The organism is Microbulbifer sp. NBRC 101763 (assembly GCF_040371615.1).
GTDB lineage: Bacteria > Pseudomonadota > Gammaproteobacteria > Pseudomonadales > Cellvibrionaceae > Microbulbifer > Microbulbifer variabilis.
Genome location: NZ_BAABQV010000003.1, coordinates 123,717 through 142,712, shown reverse-complemented (window position 1 = coordinate 142,712; position 18,996 = coordinate 123,717). Strand labels below are relative to the sequence as shown.

Below are 18,996 nucleotides of genomic sequence, written 5' to 3'. Positions count from 1 at the left end.
TCAACGGTATCCCGTGAGTGAAACCGAATTAAGGATTGTAGAATTCGCCGTTCTTGCGCAGGTAGAACCAGTAGTTAATCACCAGGCATACCGCGTAGAAGATGGCGAAACCTGCCAGTGCATATTCCGGGGTAGTGGCTTTGATTTGCTCGCCGAAAACCTTGGGAATATAGAAGGCACCGTAGGCGGCAACGGCTGAGGTCCATCCCAATACCGGACCTGCCTGTTCTTTCGGGAACACCATGGCGATGGTGCGGAAGGTAGAACCATTGCCGATACCGGTAGCGGCGAACAACAGCAGGAACAGCAGGAAGAAGGGCAGGAAGAACTCTTCCGGAGTGGCTGAGCCGTAGGCGGCCTTCATGTAGTAGGCCACCCCCAGGGCGCTACCCACCATTACCGCTGCACAGATCTGGGTGACCAGGGCACCGCCGATGCGATCGGAGATCCAACCACCTACTGGGCGAATCAGGGCGCCGATAAAGGGGCCCATCCAGGCGTACATCAGGGCGCTGGGGCCATTGTTGTTGATGGTATCGTGGGTCATAACCCCGTCCACCATTACATGGCTGTAACCAAAGATCACCTTGATAGCCAGCGGGAAAGCCGCAGCGAAACCGATAAAGCTGCCGAAGGTCATGGTGTAAATCACACTCATCACCCAGGTGTGCTTGTTGTTGAAGATACGGTACTGACGCTGCAGGCTGGTTTTGATCTCACCGGGCAACAGTTTCAAGCCGAACACGGTGGCAGTGATTACCAGCACCAGCACGATTTCCTTGGGCACGCCCCAACCAGAACCGTTTGCCGCTTCAGGTAAGAGCAACCACAGCCCCACGATGGCGGTGAACAGGCCGATTCCCAGCATCATGGTCATCTTCACCATGGCGCCGAGAGAACTGCCTACATCCGGGGTAACTTCCTCGGTGCGCAGGTTGTTCATACCGAACCAGCCAATAAGGGCTAGCGGTACCAGGAACAGCAGCCATACAAAACCGGCATTTTGAATCCACGCTTCAGAACCGGCGGGTACCTTGCCAATCAGGGAGCCAGAGCTGCTCACCAGGGTCATGGGGTCGCCGCCGGCCGCGCCAAAGGCACCGAAGGTCATAAATAGCGGTACCAGGATCTGCATGGTGGTAACACCGAAGTTACCCAGTCCTGCATTCAAGCCAAGCGCAAGCCCCTGCTTTTCCTTGGGGAAAAAGAAGCTGATGTTGGACATGGAAGAGGCGAAGTTACCACCGCCGATACCAGACAGCAGCGCCAGCAACTGGAATACCCACAGTGGGGTCTCCTTGCTCTGCAGGGCGATACCGGTGCCGAGGGCGGGGATCATCAACAGGGCGGTGGTGAATACGATGGTGTTGCGTCCACCGAACAGTCGAATAAAGAAACTACTGGGTATTCGCAGGGTGGCACCGGTAAGACCGGCGATAGCCATCAGGGTGAACAGGTCGGCTTTGGCGAAGGGAAAGCCGAGGTTGAGCATTTGAACGGTAATAATGCCCCAGTAGAGCCACACGGCGAAGCCGCACAGCAAACTGGGAATGGATATCCACAAATTCCGGTTTGCGATTTTCTTGCCCTTGGACTGCCAGAATTTGCTGTCCTCCGGGGCCCACTCGTAGATGTCAGACACGGCGGCCACTCCTCCTCGAAATGATTCGTGCTGCCACTATGGGCCGGGGATTTAGCCCGCTCAATTACCAACAGTAAGTAACCCTTTTGCTCCCGCGCGTAACAGCTACCTCTTTAGGGGTAAGCGCAGCCAATGGACGCTATGGTAAAGTCACTGTTCAGATTTAAACCAATTCTCACCAATGAAGTAGGATCTCCCATGACTTCTTCTGCCACGGTAATGATGGTCGATGACCACCCCCTGTTCCGCAAAGGTCTCAAGCAGCTGTTTGCCATGGAGCCCAGTTTGGAGTTGGTGGCTGAAGCCAGTAGCGGAGAGGAAGCGCTGGAGTTGGCCAAGCAGTATGAGCCGGACCTTATTCTGCTGGACCTGAATATGCGCGGTATGGATGGGCTGGATACCTTGCGGGCTATGCGGGCTGCCGATGTCTCCTCGCGTATCGTGATACTGACGGTTTCCGATAACAATGCCGACGTGGTGTCCTGTATCCGCGCCGGTGCCGATGGTTATCTTCTCAAGGATATGGAACCGGAAGATATTCTCGACCAGGTGATCCAGGCCACCCACGGCAAGCTCGCTATCAGCCAGCGCCTTACGGAGATCCTTGCTTCGGCCCTACGCAAGCCAGATAACTCCGGTGCAGATACTCTCTCTACCCTTACCAGCCGCGAATACCAGATATTGCAGTTGATCGCTGATGGCCTCAGCAACAAATTGATTGCCCGCGAGTTAGATATTAGTGATGCAACCGTGAAGGTACACGTCAAACATCTGTTGAAGAAACTGGGGATGCGCTCCCGCGTGGAAGCTGCCGTGTGGATGGTCAATCAAAAGCGTTCAGAGTCCCAGGACCGGGCGCACTGACCGGCACTGCCCCAACTGCAAAGGATTGAAGTAAGAGAAATTTTTCCATGCCCACCATTGATTGTTGTAGCCAGCCGGGCCTGATGCCCATAGAGAGCGCTCGCGAGAAACTCCTGCAGGCACTGAACCCTATTGAGGGTACTGAGATATTACCGCTGGCCCAAGCGAATGGTCGGGTATTGGCTGAAGATGTTATCTCCACAGTAAACCTACCGCCCTGCGACAACTCCGCGATGGATGGTTACGCCCTGCGATATGAAGACCTTGCCAGTGGCTTACCGCTGGAGCTGATCGGTAAATCCTTTGCCGGTGCGCCCTTCGATGGTGTGGTGAACCCGGGTACCTGTGTGCGCATTATGACAGGAGCGGCAGTACCTGCCGGTGCGGATACGGTGGTGATGCAGGAAAATGTTGATGCCCAGGGTGAATCGATACGTATAAATTGCGAGGTTCGCTCCGGCGATCATATCCGTCGCCGCGGTGAGGATGTAGCTGAAGGCTCCATTTTGCTTAAAGCTGGAGAGCGTATCAGCGTTCCCCATATCGCCTTGCTTGCCGCTGCCGGTGTTGGCACAGTGACAGTAGTGCGCAAACCGGTAATCGCTCTTTTTTCAACTGGTGATGAACTGCGCCAGCCCGGTGAAGCCCTGGGCAAGGGCGATATCTACGATAGTAACCGTATTGCTCTATTGGCAGCCTTGGCCCAGATGGATCTGGAGGTTTTGGATTTGGGCATATTGCCCGATAACAAACAGGCTATTACCGATGCGTTGCGGCGTGCAGCCCAAGAGGCCGATGCCATTATCACCTCCGGCGGTGTCTCTGTCGGTGAGGCAGATTACACCCGCGAAGTGTTGGAAGAACTGGGAGAGATCGGTTTCTGGAAAGTGGCGATGAAACCCGGCAAACCTTTCGCTTTTGGTTTCCTTCAAGGGACGCCTTTCTTCGGCCTGCCTGGCAACCCGGTTTCCGCCCTGGTAACTTTCTACCAGCTGGCCGTGCCCGCACTGAGTGTAATGAAAGGCGATCACTGGACTGGCCCGCAGACCTTGCAGGCCAAGCTTCTAAAACCCCTAAAGAAAAAGCCCGGTCGTACCGACTTTCAGCGGGGTGTTTATCACAGTGATGAAAATGGGGTATTGGTAGTTGAACCTGTTGGTACCCAGGGAAGCCATATTCTCACAGGGCTAGCTGCTGCAAACTGCTTTATTGTTTTGGCGCGGGAGAGTGGCAGCGTGGAAGCGGGGGAACAGGTGGTGATTGAGCCTTTGGGGGTGCCGTTGGGGTAAGGCTGCTTAAGCGGGTAGCCTGTGAGAGAGAGGATGAGCTTCGCCCTTTGGGCTCGCTGCTCTCCGGCAGCTTTGCTGCCTCCGAGTCGAACCTGAGTTCGAACAAAACCTGGGAGTTAGCCATATACAAAGAAGCCCGCATAAGCGGGGAGTGTGCGAGAGGATTAGCTTCGCCCTTTGGGCTCGCTGCTCTCCGGCAGCTTTGCTGCCTCCGAGTCGAACCTGAGTTTGAACAAAACCTGGGAGTTAGCCATATACAAAGAAGCCCGCATAAGCGGGGAGTGTGCGAGAGGATGAGCTTCGCCCTTTGGGCTCGCTGCTCTACGTCAGCTTTGCTGCCTCCGAGTCGAACCTGAGTTCGAACAAAACCCTGGGAGTTAGCCATATACAAAAAAGCCCGCATAAGCGGGGAGTGTGCGAGAGGATTAGCTTCGCCCTTTGGGCTCGCTGCTCTCCGGCAGCTTTGCTGCCTCCGAGTCGAACCTGAGTTCGAACAAAACCTGGGAGTTAGCCATATACAAAGAAGCCCGCATAAGCGGGCTTCTTTGTATATGGCCCGCCCGAGAGGATTCGAACCTCTGACCTTCGCCTCCGGAGGGCGACGCTCTATCCAGCTGAGCTACGGGCGGTTAATTGGCTATCTGTGCCAGTGGGAGGCGGATTATACAGAAGGGTAGGGGTGTGCGAAAGGACTTGCGGCAAGGTTACGTAAGCTTTGGCAGGTGGCGGTGCAGTGCTTATAATGCGCGGCGTAGAAGTTTGCGGCAGTAATTCGATAGTCTACGGGCCATCTCACTTCGGTCCTTTGGGGGAATAGTATGAAGAGTATTTTGGGTATTGTGGCGGTACTGGCCGTCAGTGCAGCTGCGGCAGTGGCCCAGCAGTCTGTTAACGAAGAAATTGCAGAGCGCATTGCTCCGGCAGGTGAGACCTGTATGAAAGGCGAGGAGTGCGCGGCAGCAGTAGCGGCAGCTCCTGAGGGCGCAAGTGGTGGCGAACGTAGCGGCGAGGCTGTTTACAATGCCAGCTGTACAACTTGTCATGCCATGGGTATTGCAGGTGCACCAAAGTTTGGTGATGCTGCAGCCTGGGCACCGCGTATTGCCAAGGGAATGGACACTCTTTATACCAATGCTATTAAGGGTATCAATGCCATGCCGCCTAAGGGCTTGTGTATGGATTGTAGCGATGGTGAGATTAAAGCCGCTGTGGACTACATGGTGGATAACAGTAAGTAAGCTTCTACTTACTATCGAAAAGGCCGCTTATTTAGCGGCCTTTTTTATTTCTAAATTTAAATCAAAATATTCAACTTATTGGCTTTTCTTAAACAGCGATTTTAAGTTAGATCTTTGACTTTCTAATCTCCTTATTAGATGTCGTATAAAGAGAAGTACTTTTAGTTGTCCTTAATAACTATATGAGTATTTGTTATTAAATATCTCGAAGCGATAAATGTAATAAACCGTAATTAGGCGTTGTTTCCCTCCAGCCCTATAGAATCTGTATTATCCGCGCCTGCTTGTAAAAATATGTATATAAAAACACAAGGATTTTACGTATGAAGCTGGGGACACTCTTCTATTTCGCTGCTCTATCGTTTGTATTGGCTGCCTGTGGTGGTGGAGGTAGTGGTGGAGGTAGAAATTTGGAAGCCCCTGATGATTCTCCTGCTGCAGGATCAGGTGGTGTAGTTGATTCAGCAAACACAGATGAGGTACCTCCTGAAGTATCAATTACATTCCCATCTCTTCAGGATACCTGGACTTATCAGCGTGAAGTTATTCTTCGTGGTACTGCTAGCGATGATATGCAAATTAAAGGCGTGTATGTCAATGACGTATTAACTGAAACCACAGATAATTTTTCTAACTGGAAGTTGGAAGTAAATGTGGATAAACCTACTACGGAGTTTGTGATTAAAGTAGTTGATACTGGAGGGAATGAGACGATTTTACAGCCATTGAGAATAAATGCTCATGATGGCTTCGCACGTAGGGCTTATGGAGCTCTGGCAATAGATTCAAAAAATAGTCAGTTATATGCAGGGCCACATCCAACAAAGATACAACTATCTAATTTTGCTTTTAATCGCTTTGAAGGTGATTTGCCATCAGTAACTGCAATGGCAATAGATGAAATTCGCAATAAATGGTATGTGACGACTTTGGAGTATCTTGCAGAATTGTCTTTGGATACAGGAGAGGTTCTAGAAAAATATGAAGTTGAAACGGAATATGCCAGTATTGATGTTGATGAAGTTTCAGGAAAAGTTTATTGGAATAATTCGGGAAAAATAGACGTACTTGATCCTACAACAGGTATTTTTAGTTCAGTTTCTGGGGTGAATAAAGGGAAAGGCCCAGAATTGGAGTCTGACACTAAAGTAGCGATCAATAGTCAGATTGTTTATGCATTTTCCGATACTGCTGTTTGGGGGCAGATCCAATCTTTTTTGTATATGATCGACCTGGAGACAGGAGATAGAAATCTATATAAGAATCTATACGACACTCCTGAAAAGATTACTCGAGTAACAGCTGCGGCATCACATCCAGATAAACCTATTTTATATTTTTTGGCTAGCTCAGAACTTTCTGGAGATGGAGTTGAAAATTTATATGGTTTTAATTTAAATAATAATAATATATTCAAAATCATTGATATGGAGAGTGTGGACTTTATTTCCGCCGATTTTGAATTGGCCTCTTTGCAAATTGATCGCGTAAATGATGTTGCTTATATACTATCACAGTCTTCTGGACAGCTTTATAAAGTGATATTGGGCAATGGAAGTATCACTCAGGTTTCAAGAAATTTTCGCGGCAAAGGTCCATCAATAGCAGGGATTTCTATTCCTGGCTTTGAGTACGATGTTATTAATAATTACTTAGTTACATTAACTTCCTCGGTGTGGTCAGATGCAGGAGGGAAAATAATGTCAATTGATGTCGATAGCGGAGATCGTAAGGTGATTTCTGGCCCAGATCATGGTCTTGGTGTTAAATTTTCTCATGCGAATGATTTGTCTATTTCCCAACAGGGAAACATTTTTGTTGCAGACTCTGGTAGTAATGATATCAAGATTGTAAACACTCAAACGGGAGATAGGGCAATATCAGCGGGAAATGATATTGGATGCTGTACTTCACTTGAATATCCTTCGGACGTGGAAGTTGATGCTCAAGGAACAACAGCCGTAATCATTAACCCTTGGAAGCAACTATTGAAAGTTGACCTATCTACAGGAAATAGAACCATTTTGACCGATGGAACTGAACAGCATGGTACCGGCCCGACATGGGATGGCTTATCAGATATAGAAGTAGATTTTGATAAGGCTATTGTATATGCCCTTGGCTTTCCACGTAGTGGCGTTAGAGCTATATATGAAGTTAGCTTAGAAACAGGGGATAGAGAGCTATTACTTAGCAGTGAGTCCTCTCTGAATTTCCCCAACTCAACTAGCATGTTTTTTGATTCTCAACAGGGCAGCCTACTGTTTCCAACATGGGATGAGTCTGCAAGCTATTTCGAATTTGATCTAGAGGAAAAGCAAATGAAGGAAAAGCAGTATTTTGGGAATGATACTAAGTATAGAATTACAGCTTTCACAAAAGCAGGTAATCGCCTTTTTGCTAAATTAAGCAATCCTAACAGTGTGGCTGAGATTGATCCACAAACCAGATCAGTAGTTATCATCTCAGAATAGAGATTCCTTGCTGCTAAGTGAGGCCGCATTTGCGGCCTCAATCAAACATACTCAACAAAGACCCCAGAGTTTCCTCCCCCTTTGCCTGATTCTGCTCCGGCGTCGCCTTACCAAACCCTTCAAGCAGCACATCTTCTTCCGGCAATTCGTCGATAAAGCGGCTGGGTGTGGTGTCCTGGGTTTCGCCAAACTGTTTGCGCTTGCCCGCCAGGGTCATGGTGAGGGTACGTTGGGCGCGAGTGATACCCACGTAGGTGAGGCGGCGCTCTTCTTCGATATTGTCATCCTCAATACTGTTGCGGTGGGGAAGTAAGTTCTCTTCCATACCGATCATAAACACGTGGGGGAATTCCAGGCCCTTGGCGGCATGCAGGGTCATCAGGCTGACCTTATCGGTGGCTTCCTCTTCTTCCTGGCGTTCCAGCATATCCCGCAAGATCAGTTTGGAGATAGCCTGTTCCAAGCGGATATCCTGCTCCAGCTCATCGTCGGTGCCCTCCATAATCTTGTTAAGGCTTTCCAGCAGCCAGTACACATTCTCCATGCGCTTCTCGGCCACCTTCTCGCTGCTGGCGTTTTGCGAGAGCCAGCCGGCGTAGTCAATATCCTCTAACATTTCACGCAGGGCGCCATTGGCAGAGGTATCGCGACAGTTGCGTTGCACCCCTTCGAGCCAAAGGGCGAAGCGGTTCAGGCGCTCGTAGCCCTGTTCGTTGATATGCTCCTTAAAGCCCAGTTCCGAGCAGGCTTTAAACATGGAGATTTCGCGACCCTTGGCATAGTTGCCCAGGGCTTCCAGGCTGCTGGTGCCTATCTGGCGGCGTGGGGTGTTGATAATGCGCAGGAACGCATTGTCATCGTCCGGATTTACCAACAGGCGCAGGTAGGCCATCACATCCTTGATTTCAGCGCGGGCGAAGAAGGAAGTACCGCCGGACATCTGGTAGGGGACCTGGTGTTCCTGCAATTTCATTTCGATCAGGCGCGCCTGGTGGTTGCCGCGATAGAGCACGGCGAAATCCATAAACTTGCAGCCGCGGCGGCTCTTTTGCAGGAAGATCTCGTTGGCAACCCGCTCGGCTTCCTCATTTTCATTGGCCACCTTGAGTATGCGGATCTCTTCACCCAGGCCGCGATCGGACCACAGTGCTTTATCGAACTCGTGGGGGTTGTGGGCGATCAGATGGTTGGCCACTTTAAGGATGCGGCTGGTGGAGCGGTAGTTCTGCTCCAGTTTGATCAGGCGCAGGTTGGGAAAGTCGGTCTTGAGCGCGCTCATATTTTCCGGGCGTGCGCCGCGCCATGCGTAGATAGACTGGTCATCATCCCCCACTACAGTGAGGCCGCCACGTCCGCCGACTAGCAGTTTTACCAGCAGATACTGGGAGTTGTTGGTGTCCTGGTATTCGTCCACCAGCAGATAGCGAATTTTCTTGCGCCAGCGTTGCAGCAGCTCCGGGTCTTTGTCGAATAGCTGCACCGGCAGCAGGATCAGGTCGTCGAAGTCTACTGCGTTGTAGGCCTTCAGGGCTTCGCAGTATCGGTCATAGGCAATAGCGATAGCCTGCTCACCGGGACTCTGTGCCTGCTCCAGGGCGCGGCGCGGGGTGAGCATATCGTTCTTCCAGTTCGAGATCTGGTTTTGTACCCGATCCAGCAGATCCGTATCCAGGTCGCCATCTCTCAGCATCAGCTCCTTGATGAGGGCGCGGGCATCCTCGGCATCAAAGATGGAGAAGCCGGGCTTAAAGCCGGCGGCGCGGTACTCTTTGCGCAGGATATTAAGCCCCAGGTTGTGGAAGGTGGACACGGTGAGGCCGTGACTCGCCTTGGAGCGCTTGCCATCCGGGCCCGCCAGCAGCTTGCTCACCCGCTCTTTCATCTCCCGCGCCGCCTTATTGGTAAAGGTGAGGGCGGCGATATTGCGCGCGGCATAGCCACACTGCTCGATCAGGTAGGCGATCTTGCGAGTGATTACGCTGGTCTTGCCAGAGCCGGCGCCGGCCAGAACCAGGCAGGGGCCATCGACATACTTCACGGCTTCAGATTGGCGGGGATTGAGCTGAGTCATAGATGGGGTTGCATCTTCGCGTGGCGAGAAAGCGGGGGATTCTAGCAGCCTTGGTTCGAATCCTCCCAGCACCATTGAGAACGATCGACCGTATGTGTACTTTGCACTTGGGATTGGCTATAACTGCGCCTTATTTCCTGCTTGTGTAACCCCATGCAACAACCCATCGCCGGCTACCACCTGGATGAAGAGGATCACTGGGTGGCGGAGCTCACCTGTGGCCATTTTCAACATGTACGCCACAATCCCCCCTGGATCAATCGGCCCTGGGTGATCACTGAAGAGGGGCGCGAGTCCATGCTGGGTTTCCAGCTCAATTGCAAGAAATGCGATGAGGGTGCACCGCCCGATACGCTCGAAAAGGTTGTACAACCATGACAAAACTCTGGGTTGATGCCGACGCCTGCCCGGTAGCTATTAAGGAAATTCTGTTTCGCGCCGCCGAGCGCACTGCCACTGAATTGACACTGGTAGCCAACCAGGCGGTGCGGGTACCGCCGTCGCGCTATATCCGCTCTGTGCAGGTAACTGCCGGCTTTGATGTGGCGGATAACGAGATAGTACAGCGCTGCGAGGCTGGGGATCTGGTCATTACCAGCGATATCCCCTTGGCGGCAGAAGTGATCGATAAGGGTGCTGAAGCCCTAAATCCCCGTGGAGAGCGTTACACCAAAGCCAATATCCGCGCGCGACTTAATATGCGGGACTTTATGGATACCCTGCGCTCCAGCGGCGTCCATACTGGCGGACCGCCAGCGCTTAGCCAGGCGGACCGCAAAGCCTTTGCCGATCAGTTAGATCGGTGGTTGGCAAAAAGTCGCAAATAGGCTGGAGGGATGGCCATGGAAGGTTTAAGGCTGGAGCCATTACAGGAATGGCAACTGCCAACGTTGATGTCCTGGTTGCCGGATAAACAGCAGTGCCAACAGTGGGGTGGCCCCAATTTCCGATTTCCGTTCGATCAAGGATCTTTTCTAGAGGACTGCCGGTGGCCGGAGTTGCCAAGCTATGTTCTTCTGGATCGAGAAGGAGAAATGCTCGCCTTCGGTCAATATTACCAACACCTGGACCGGTGCCATTTGGGCCGTCTGATTGTCTCCCCAAATCACCGTGGGGCCGGCCTTGGGGAAGAACTGGTAACACTTATTGCACAAACCGGCATCAAAGCCCTGGGTGTAGCGGAGTGCTCTTTGTTTGTATTGCGTACTAATTTGGCGGCGCGCAGACTCTACGATAAGTTGGGTTTTATACAAGTTGCCTACCCTGAACAACGCGAATGGCTTGATCTGTGTGATTTTATGGTCGCACCGGCTGAAGGCTTTCAGTGAGAACAGATAATAGAATAGTGATTATCCGATGTCTGAATTAATACAACCAGCTACCGAGCGTCTGCAGCTACGTCAATGGCGGGAAGAAGACAAGCCCGTGTTTGCCGAAATGAACGCTGATCCCAGTGTGATGGAGTTTTTCCCTTCGCTACTGACACGGGAAGAAAGTGATGCGGGTGTCGATCGTAGTAGCGCACATATAGAAAAGTATGGATGGGGCTTCTGGGCTCTGGAGCTCAGGGAGAGCGGAGAGTTTCTTGGCTTTGTCGGTATAAAAAATGTGACCGATAACCTGCCCTTTGCCCCGGCGGTAGAGATTGGCTGGCGACTGGCTCGCCCCTTTTGGGGTAAGGGTTATGCCAGTGAAGCGGCACGGGCATCTCTTCATGTAGCTTTTAACTCTCTGTGTCTTAATGAGGTGGTATCTTTTACGCCGTTACAAAATATTCGTTCTCAAAAAGTAATGGAACGCTTGGGTATGCAGAGGGATTTTCTCGTTTTTGAGCACCCGCAGGTTCCCCGCGAAAGTCCTTTACTGCGTCACTGCCTATATCGTCTAAGCGCCAGTGACTGGAAAAAATTTAATGTAATTGGCTTCGACTAGCCTGGGAACAAATGCTCTTGGCTGGGTTCGGATAGGAAGGTGAAAAAGGTTCGCTCTCTTATTAATAATAACCAGTCAGATATTTCCTCACTTCCGATGTCAGGTGAGGATAGGGAGTTCTCGCTATGGGATGGTGGTTTTCTTTTAAGTCGATCTTTATAACGGCTATTGGCCTTTTGCTAATGGTTGTTCATCTCAGTGCATCTGCTGAACCTTTTCTCAAAATCAGTCAGCGCCCGGATGGTTCATCACTTTATTGGTCTCTGGAAAAACCAGCGAATAAAGGAAAAATTGGTTTGTTCCTGATGGCCCAGGGCTCTGGCTGTTTACCGGCAATTAAAAACACCACTCTTCAGCAGGCCAAAGAGATGGCTGTGGATTATGCCGTTTTAATGGTAGAGAAATATGGAGTAACCCATACCGACAGCCCCGAAGAACAATTTAAAGATTGTTCTCAGGAATACATAGCCAATCATACTGTTGAGCAGCGTACGCTAGATGTTGAGCAAATTGTTGACCAACTACGCGGGGCCGATTGGTGGAATGGCAAGCTGGTCCTGTTTGGTGGTTCCGAGGGCGGTGACCTTGTTGCCCGATTGGCGCCCAGGTTAAATCCCGATGCCGCAGTGGTTTTTTCAAGCGGGTTGGGGGAGTCGTTTGCTCAGGTGTTAAAGGGTTTGGTTCCACCCCATGTCGCTAAAGAGGTGGATGTCAAACTTGCCTATGCCCGAGCCAACCCCAAAAGCGCGGAAATCTGGGGTGGAAACTCTATGCGTTGGTGGGCCGATGTCGCTGATCGGGTACCGGTCAATGACTTACTGGATAGTCGTGCCCCTGTCTTGTTGATTCAGGGCGCAGAGGATAAATCTGCTCCGGTCAGTTCCGGCCGTGCAGCGAGAGATGCTTATGTTTCCGCCGGGCGCTGTGAGCTGACTTATTGGGAGTATTCTGGTTACGATCACTTTATGACAGATACTGATGGGATCAGTCACCGAGGTGAGGTATTTGAGCGGATTACTGGCTGGATTGAAGACGCTGTACTGAATGGAGCTCCTGGATGTGTCTCCGATACAGGAAAAAAGAAATAGAGACCTATAGATGAATATAAGAATCAAATTAGCCGCAATAGTAATGGCAACTTATTCCAGTATTGCGATGGCAGAAAATTTCCCTGTATTGCCGCAACTGGATACCTATAAAGTGCCGGAATCCTGGCGTCAGCCGGTAGCGCCGCTAAAGATAGCGGATAATACATGGCAGATAGGTACCCAGGGAATTACTTCTTTACTGCTAAAGGGTAAAGAAGGTGCGATTCTAATTGATGGAGGAATGGAGCAAACGGCTGAGCACTTATTGGGAAATATGCGCAGATTGGGAATTGCACCCACCGACCTGAAATTAATTTTGCACAGTCATGCCCATGCAGATCATATCGGTCCCCTGGCCGAGCTAAAACGTATTACCGGCGCCCAGGTAGTGACAAATGCTGAGTCGGCAGTATTGATGGCTCGTGGTGGCGCTAATGATATTCATTTTGCAGATCAAATTTTATACCCATCAGTAAACGCGGACCGTATCCTGCATCATGGAGAGCAAGTTGTCCTTGGGGACTTACGACTTCGTGTACATTTTATTCCGGGGCACACTCCTGGCAGTATGGCTTGGACTTGGCAGGATACTGTTGATAGTAAGGTTATCGATATCGCTTATGTAGATAGCCTTACGGCTCCGGGTTATCAGTTGGTCAATAATCTCCGTTATCCCGATATTGTTCAAGATTACCGAATGAGCTTTGAACGGGTGCGTAAATTACCCTGTGACCTACTTATCACACCTCATGCGGGCGCAAGTGGATGGGTGTTTCGTGATACAGCTAAGCAGAAGAAAGCGGTTAGCTGCGAGAAATATGCAGCTAAAGCTGGCAAAAATCTGGAGAAAAAACTTGCAAGTAATTCACAATAGAATCTCTCTGGGCATATGAAACTACATGGTTAAATTTTTAACGTCCCCTTCTGGATTTAGATTGTAATAGTTATTGCAGGGTAATATGTGATGTTTACAAAATTATTCAAAAAGTATCCCAAGCAGAATGCTGGATCTCAATTTTATTTTTTGAAATTGGCTTATATTTTTTCTTTGCTTCTATATCAGCAGGTTGCCAACGCTGATACCTTTGCCATTGAAGGGGGGAAGTGGTTTGATGGAATGGGTTTTAAGCCAGCGATCTGGTTTGTTGATGAGAATGGCCTCTTGACCAAGACTCGGCCACAAGAAGTTGATTACATCATTGATGCCAGAGGAAAATTTGTAGTACCACCGTATGCCGAGGGGCATAATCACAATCTGCAAAACCCTTGGGGTATTAAGAATTTTGGGGCCTTGCAAGTGAAGTCCGGAGTTTTTTACAGTGTGCAGATGTGCAGCTTTGGTAAAGGGTTGGAAACGCAGTTTAGCGGTGAAGATACCATGGATGTTTTATTTGCCTCAGACTGCATAACGGCTTCTGATGGCCATCCCCTAAGGGTGATTTTAAATGGTAAAAAAAATGTCACCAATGATGAATTAAAAAGCGCCCAGGAAATGGTCATGGTGGCAGAGGATAAAGGGGATCTAGATCAAATATGGGAGAAAGTTGAAGCTAACCATCCCTCTTTTATTAAAATTATACTTGTTGGCAGTGAAAAGTTTGAGGAGCGCCATGGTGATAAGAAATACCTTGGAGTTAATGGCCTCAATCCTAAGCTGGTGCCGGTTATTGTCGAGCGTGCGCATAAATTGGGGATTCCGGTGGTGGCTCATGTGGATACCGCTCATGATGCCATGATAGCTATAAAAGCGGGTGTAGATATCTTGGGTCATTTGCCCGGGTATCGAATCGCAAGAAATGAAGGGTTTGATAGACAGGATTATGTGTTAAACGATGCTGTTATTGCTGCGGCTGCTAAGCAAGGTACCAAGCTGATTGCTACTGCCAGTGTGCCTTCTGAGCATAGCTATCCTGAAGATGAATTGAAGGAAATCCAGACGGTTCAAAAAGATAATCTTTCTCGTTTACGCAATGCGGGCGTACCCTTATTAATGGGGAGTGACAACTTCTCCGGTACGGTGCTTCGTGAAATTCGTTACCTGGATACTCTGGATATTGCACCGAGAGAAGTATTGCTGAAGTCCCTAACTATGGATACTCCAAAGTGGATGTTCCCAGAGCGCCACTTGGGCTCGTTTTCTGAAGGTGCGGAGGGCAGCTTCTTAATATTAGAGGGTAACCCTCTGGAGGATCTTGGGTTTCTCGATAAGATTTATATTGGTGTTAAGCAGGGGCATATATTAGTCAGTTCCCCCAGTAGTAATTAGCGATAAATATACTCAGAATTTTTTCTTTGGCCAATGTAAGCTTGGTTGAATATCCCCAGCTTAATAACCAAGCTGGGATTTAGCCCTTATATTTGCCATCCGTCTTCTGCTTTTATATTTACTTTTCCAACAAGCGATGTACTTTTGGCACAAGATAGAAATACATTAGGGGGACGAGAATTCCTGTCATGATCAGGGATTTCAGTCCTGTCGCAATTTGTAGATCCAGTGCTTTTATTGCCAATAGTAAAAGAGTGACAATCGGATAAACCAATGCCCATATACACAGGGCATGTAGTATAGATTTATTCATTATTTTAAGCCTTCCATAAAATTGGATATCATCCGGAAGTATCCGGGCAATATTTTTTGTAAAAAGTACTTTCCGTCTGTAGCGAGTGCTACACATTTAGCCCGGCCGTCACTGGAATCTGCTTTTATGGTGATGAGTCTATCCTCCACCATACTTTTAAGTGTGCGCGTCATTACTGGCCGGGAAATATCGATACGCTCTGCAATCTCCGAAACCAGTAAGCTATTTCTTTCCGGTTCCCGGTCGATAACGATCATTATCAAAAACCGTAGTTGGGATGTCCCATGGTCGGAAAAATAACTTTCCAGCTCCCGCAAAAGCAGGCTCGCATCCCGCATTATGGTGAGAGCATCCTGAATCGCTTTGGGGTTATTTACAGAAAACTGCTTTGCATAGCCTTCCACCATTTGTTGTGAAGGTAGTTCTTTAAGAAAAAACATAGGGAGCTACACCAATCTTTCCAGCTTATTGATTTCTACAGGTTCTTTTAACCAGTCTTTATAAGCTTCAAAAATCGGTACGATGTAGGGCATGGCGTAATGCCTATCGAGGTCTTCCTGGCTGCACCACTCTTCGTATAAAAACAAGCTTTTCTTATCCTGGTGTACAGCAAACTGCAGGCAGCCCTCCTCTTCCAAGGTATTTGGAACTATGGATAGGATTGCCCGTTTGGCTTGTTCGAAGAACTCCGCCTTTGGTGAGATTTTGGCAATGATAAATAGATGGCTTTTCACAGTCGCTTTTCCAAAGTATTAATATAGTTATCATGATAACTATATCCCAAAAGACGTCAACCGCTAGTGGCTGATGTAGCAATCTAGGGAAATGCCACCTATCAGCATTAAATGACAGGATTCTGGTCTATAGGAATTAACTAATTGAAAGAGCTGGCCACCTGGCATCTATCAAGGTTTCGGTAAGCCAGAGCCTCGGCAATCTGCGTAGAGCTTATCGTTTCTTGCTTGGCGAGATCCGCCAGGGTGCGAGCCACTTTGAGCACTCGGTGGTAACTGCGTGCGGAAAGGCCCAGTTTTTCCACTGATTGGCGCAGTAGATGTTTCTCTTTATCCCCCAGGGTACAGTGTTTTTCCAGCTCTGCCCCTTTTAAAAGGTTGTTGGTACGTCCTTGCCTTTGAACCTGTAGTTGCCGTGCAGCGCAAACCCTTACCCGCACACTTTCGGATGGTTCCCCAGGAGCTGCATCCTGCAGTTGCACAGCATTCATAGCACCAACCTCTATCTGCATATCGATACGATCCAGCAAGGGGCCTGAGAGTTTATTGCGATATCGGTCTATCTGGTCCGGGGTGCAGCGACAGCGGGGCTCACCCAGGTAGCCGCATGGGCAGGGATTCATTGCGCCTACCAGTTGAAAATTCGCGGGATAAGTAACCTGGGCGCGTGCACGGGAGATTCTCACCTCACCGTTCTCCAGGGGCTCCCGCAGGATTTCCAGGGCATGGCGGGGAAACTCTGGCATCTCGTCGAGAAACAATACTCCGCAATGGGCGAGTGAGATTTCACCTGGCTTTGGAGTACTGCCGCCACCGACCAAAGCGGTTGGTGAAGCGCTGTGATGTGGAGCCCGAAAAGGTCTCTGGCTTTGGTGAGGCATACCGGCACTGGAGTAGACAGCGGCGACCTCAATCGACTCGGCAGTTGTGAGTGGTGGCAATATACCGGGCAGACGACTGGCTAACATGGTTTTGCCTGTTCCCGGAGGGCCATAGAACAACAGGTTGTGCCCCCCGGCTGCGGCTACTTCCAGGGCGCGTCTGGCTTTAAGCTGACCGCGAATATCTGCGAGGTCTGCGCACTGGATGGTGGGCTCCTCCTGAGATTTTACGGCTTGGGACAGGCTTTCACGTCCATGCAACTCCGCGCAGATCTGCAGCAGGGAGCTGGCGATTAGAGTTTCACCCTCAGCCAGTGCTGCTTCAGCTCCGCACTCCCGGGGAGCTACCAGTTTGCGTCCGGCGGCCGAGCAGGCAATGGCAGCGGGTAAGCTACCGCTCACTTCACGTAGAGCGCCGGTAAGGGCTAATTCCCCGATAAACTCGTAGTTTGCCAAGGCTTCAGCGGGAACCTGCCCCGAAGCAGCGAGTATGCCTATGGCAATGGCGAGATCGTAGCGACCACCTTCTTTGGGAAGGTCGGCGGGGGCGAGATTGACTGTGATACGACGCTGGGGGAACTCAAAATGGCTGTTGATCAGGGCGCTGCGCACCCGATCGCGACTCTCTCGCACTGCCGCTTCAGGAAGGCCCACTATATGAAATGCGGGGAGGCCATTGGCCAAGTGAGTCTCTACGGTAACTAGTGGGGCAGATACCCCTAACTGGGCTCGGGCATGGGTTACTGAGAGGCTCACAATTTCATTCCTGAAATGGTTGCCGGAGAGTTCAGTCTTCGGCTTGGTTATCCCTTTGTGCCAGAGCTTGCTCCAGCATTTCCACTTTATCTTCCAGGCGCGCCAGTTTTTCACGGGTGCGCCTCAATATTTCCACCTGGGTATCGAATTCGCGCTGGGATACCAGCGGTAGCTTATCCAGAGACACTTCCAAAGCGTTGCGTAGGTCATTGCTGACCACTGCGCCCTGTTGTTGCAGTTCTTTCAGTAGCTGTTGCAGTTTATCCGCAGCCACAGGCAACTCCTTACTGAGTAATTCATATCTTTTGGCACTGGATTGTAACCCACAGAGTTTTGCCGCAACAGTTGCCTAAAGGTGCACTATTCTGAACTTTGCTCCTGCAGGAACTCCCCACTTCTGTGCATATACCGACAATTGGAGCCATCTTGGTGCGCACTGGTTTGCGGGCGCTCTGTTCGTATTTATTTCAATTTCTCATTTTCTTATCTAACTCATTGATTTTATTGAGTGCTGCGGCTTTGGCATCAACTCTGCAAACAGTCAGGGCAGGTGTGCCATTTACGATCACTGGGAGTCCGGGAAAGTAGCGGTTCACAAGACGCAAGAGACCCTCTGTCATACCCGACAGTAAAGGACCGGTTGCAGGCGGCGCCATTTCAAGAATCAAAAAATTTCAGACTTAATAAATCTTGGAGGATTAAAGGTGAAAACTAAAATGAACAAAATCGCCACTGTCTTCTCTGGCGCTGCCCTAGCACTAGCTATTAGCAATATATCTTTTGCCGAGCAAAGTGATCCAAGTTTCAGTGTTAATGCTGGATTGGTTTCAGATTACAAGTTTCGAGGTATTAGTCAAAGTGATGGAAGGCCAGTAATTCAGGCTGGAATGGATCTGGATGTTGGCAATGGCTTTTATTTGGGTACCTGGGCTTCCCAAGTGGATTTTGATTATGGCAGTGATGAAACTGATTATGAGCAAGATTTCTACGGTGGTTACTCCACAGAAATTAATGAATCTATAAGCTATGATATTGGATATATTTATTACGCCTATCATGGAAGTGGTCGCGATGAAGATTATCAAGAGATCTATGGAAGCCTAACCTTCTCCGATCTAACACTAGGTTTTGCATATTCAGATGATTATTGGGCCGATTCAGGCAATTTTTATTATCCATATGCAGGTTACAGCTTTTCTTTGCCTTCTGATTTTAGTTTAGACCTTCATGTTGGTTTAAACCTATTTGATGAAGAAATATTTCTGTACGAATCCGACTCTTATATCGATTACTCCGCAACTCTCAGTAAAAATTTTGGCGGCCTTACTCTGAGCGCTGCTTTTGTTGGCACTGATGTGAGCGACAGAGAGTGTTTCGATACCGACTGGTGTGAACCCACCTTGCTCGCTGGAGCAACCTACGCCTGGTAATAAAAACGCCCGCAATTG

Annotated in this window: 19 protein-coding genes and 1 tRNA gene; 12 read left to right on the top strand and 8 right to left on the bottom strand. The window is 49.6% G+C overall.

Translation table 11 applies throughout. The features are described 5' to 3' along the window. Window positions 1-28: 28 nt before the first annotated feature. The gene (locus tag ABWV76_RS08745; RefSeq protein ID WP_353375773.1) at window positions 29-1,642 is read right to left on the bottom strand and encodes an MFS transporter; all 1,614 of its coding nucleotides are present in this window, start codon (window positions 1,640-1,642) and stop codon (window positions 29-31) included. A gap of 132 nt (window positions 1,643-1,774) precedes the next feature. Here ABWV76_RS08745 and narL point away from each other — a divergent pair, with 132 nt between their 5' ends. After that, complete coding sequence (narL, locus tag ABWV76_RS08740; protein WP_020413714.1) at window positions 1,775-2,506, top strand: two-component system response regulator NarL; 732 nt, start codon at window positions 1,775-1,777, stop codon at window positions 2,504-2,506. A 47-nt stretch (window positions 2,507-2,553) separates the two neighbouring features. Then, a complete protein-coding gene (moeA, locus tag ABWV76_RS08735) occupies window positions 2,554-3,795 on the top strand; it encodes a molybdopterin molybdotransferase MoeA (protein ID WP_353375771.1) in 1,242 nt (413 codons plus the stop codon). Between the two features lie 552 nt (window positions 3,796-4,347). Here the strand turns inward: moeA and ABWV76_RS08730 are convergent. Next, window positions 4,348-4,424, bottom strand: a tRNA-Arg gene (locus tag ABWV76_RS08730). A 189-nt stretch (window positions 4,425-4,613) separates the two neighbouring features. On the opposite strand from ABWV76_RS08730, the gene ABWV76_RS08725 reads away from it, so the two are divergent. Both ABWV76_RS08725 and ABWV76_RS08720 read left to right on the top strand, forming a co-directional pair. Beyond that, complete coding sequence (locus tag ABWV76_RS08725) at window positions 4,614-5,033, top strand: c-type cytochrome (RefSeq protein ID WP_020413711.1); 420 nt, start codon at window positions 4,614-4,616, stop codon at window positions 5,031-5,033. A 323-nt stretch (window positions 5,034-5,356) separates the two neighbouring features. After that, window positions 5,357-7,507: a hypothetical protein gene (locus ABWV76_RS08720; protein WP_353375770.1), complete on the top strand. Its 2,151-nt coding sequence runs from the start codon at window positions 5,357-5,359 to the stop codon at window positions 7,505-7,507. Window positions 7,508-7,544: 37 nt separating this feature from the next. Here ABWV76_RS08720 and rep read toward each other — a convergent pair whose 3' ends face one another. Further along, a complete protein-coding gene (gene rep, locus ABWV76_RS08715) occupies window positions 7,545-9,578 on the bottom strand; it encodes a DNA helicase Rep (RefSeq protein ID WP_353375769.1) in 2,034 nt (677 codons plus the stop codon). A 153-nt stretch (window positions 9,579-9,731) separates the two neighbouring features. Between rep and ABWV76_RS08710 the strand changes: the two genes are divergently transcribed. The 7 genes from ABWV76_RS08710 to ABWV76_RS08680 all read left to right on the top strand — a co-directional run bounded on the left by ABWV76_RS08710 (window position 9,732) and on the right by ABWV76_RS08680 (window position 14,864). Next, complete coding sequence (locus ABWV76_RS08710) at window positions 9,732-9,956, top strand: DUF3565 domain-containing protein (protein ID WP_353375768.1); 225 nt, start codon at window positions 9,732-9,734, stop codon at window positions 9,954-9,956. After that, window positions 9,953-10,405 (top strand): YaiI/YqxD family protein, encoded by a 453-nt coding sequence (locus ABWV76_RS08705; protein WP_282951922.1) that lies wholly within the window; start codon window positions 9,953-9,955, stop codon window positions 10,403-10,405. The genes ABWV76_RS08710 and ABWV76_RS08705 overlap by 4 nt, the downstream gene beginning before the upstream one ends. Before the next feature lie 15 nt (window positions 10,406-10,420). Beyond that, a complete protein-coding gene (locus tag ABWV76_RS08700; RefSeq protein ID WP_353375767.1) occupies window positions 10,421-10,906 on the top strand; it encodes a GNAT family N-acetyltransferase in 486 nt (161 codons plus the stop codon). Between the two features lie 28 nt (window positions 10,907-10,934). Then, complete coding sequence (locus ABWV76_RS08695; RefSeq protein WP_353375766.1) at window positions 10,935-11,510, top strand: GNAT family N-acetyltransferase; 576 nt, start codon at window positions 10,935-10,937, stop codon at window positions 11,508-11,510. 125 nt (window positions 11,511-11,635) lie between these two features. Beyond that, window positions 11,636-12,598, top strand: a complete 963-nt coding sequence (locus ABWV76_RS08690; RefSeq protein ID WP_353375765.1) for an alpha/beta hydrolase family protein — start codon at window positions 11,636-11,638, stop codon at window positions 12,596-12,598. Between the two features lie 10 nt (window positions 12,599-12,608). After that, complete coding sequence (gene bla, locus ABWV76_RS08685; protein ID WP_353375764.1) at window positions 12,609-13,472, top strand: subclass B3 metallo-beta-lactamase; 864 nt, start codon at window positions 12,609-12,611, stop codon at window positions 13,470-13,472. Window positions 13,473-13,562: 90 nt separating this feature from the next. Beyond that, the gene (locus ABWV76_RS08680; RefSeq protein WP_353375763.1) at window positions 13,563-14,864 is read left to right on the top strand and encodes an amidohydrolase family protein; all 1,302 of its coding nucleotides are present in this window, start codon (window positions 13,563-13,565) and stop codon (window positions 14,862-14,864) included. Between the two features lie 118 nt (window positions 14,865-14,982). Here ABWV76_RS08680 and ABWV76_RS08675 read toward each other — a convergent pair whose 3' ends face one another. The 5 genes from ABWV76_RS08675 to ABWV76_RS08655 form a co-directional block, all read right to left on the bottom strand. Continuing rightward, window positions 14,983-15,177, bottom strand: coding sequence for a putative antibiotic biosynthesis monooxygenase (locus ABWV76_RS08675; protein ID WP_020413701.1), 195 nt, complete (start codon window positions 15,175-15,177; stop codon window positions 14,983-14,985). Further along, window positions 15,177-15,617, bottom strand: a complete 441-nt coding sequence (locus ABWV76_RS08670) for a MarR family winged helix-turn-helix transcriptional regulator (protein ID WP_020413700.1) — start codon at window positions 15,615-15,617, stop codon at window positions 15,177-15,179. The genes ABWV76_RS08675 and ABWV76_RS08670 overlap by 1 nt, the downstream gene beginning before the upstream one ends. A gap of 6 nt (window positions 15,618-15,623) precedes the next feature. Beyond that, window positions 15,624-15,911, bottom strand: coding sequence for a putative quinol monooxygenase (locus ABWV76_RS08665; RefSeq protein WP_020413699.1), 288 nt, complete (start codon window positions 15,909-15,911; stop codon window positions 15,624-15,626). Between the two features lie 140 nt (window positions 15,912-16,051). Beyond that, window positions 16,052-17,548 (bottom strand): YifB family Mg chelatase-like AAA ATPase, encoded by a 1,497-nt coding sequence (locus ABWV76_RS08660; protein WP_353375762.1) that lies wholly within the window; start codon window positions 17,546-17,548, stop codon window positions 16,052-16,054. A 31-nt stretch (window positions 17,549-17,579) separates the two neighbouring features. Then, a complete protein-coding gene (locus tag ABWV76_RS08655) occupies window positions 17,580-17,822 on the bottom strand; it encodes an accessory factor UbiK family protein (protein WP_020413697.1) in 243 nt (80 codons plus the stop codon). A gap of 442 nt (window positions 17,823-18,264) precedes the next feature. On the opposite strand from ABWV76_RS08655, the gene ABWV76_RS08650 reads away from it, so the two are divergent. Further along, a complete protein-coding gene (locus ABWV76_RS08650) occupies window positions 18,265-18,978 on the top strand; it encodes a TorF family putative porin (RefSeq protein ID WP_282951912.1) in 714 nt (237 codons plus the stop codon). The last annotated feature ends 18 nt before the right edge of the window (window positions 18,979-18,996 follow it).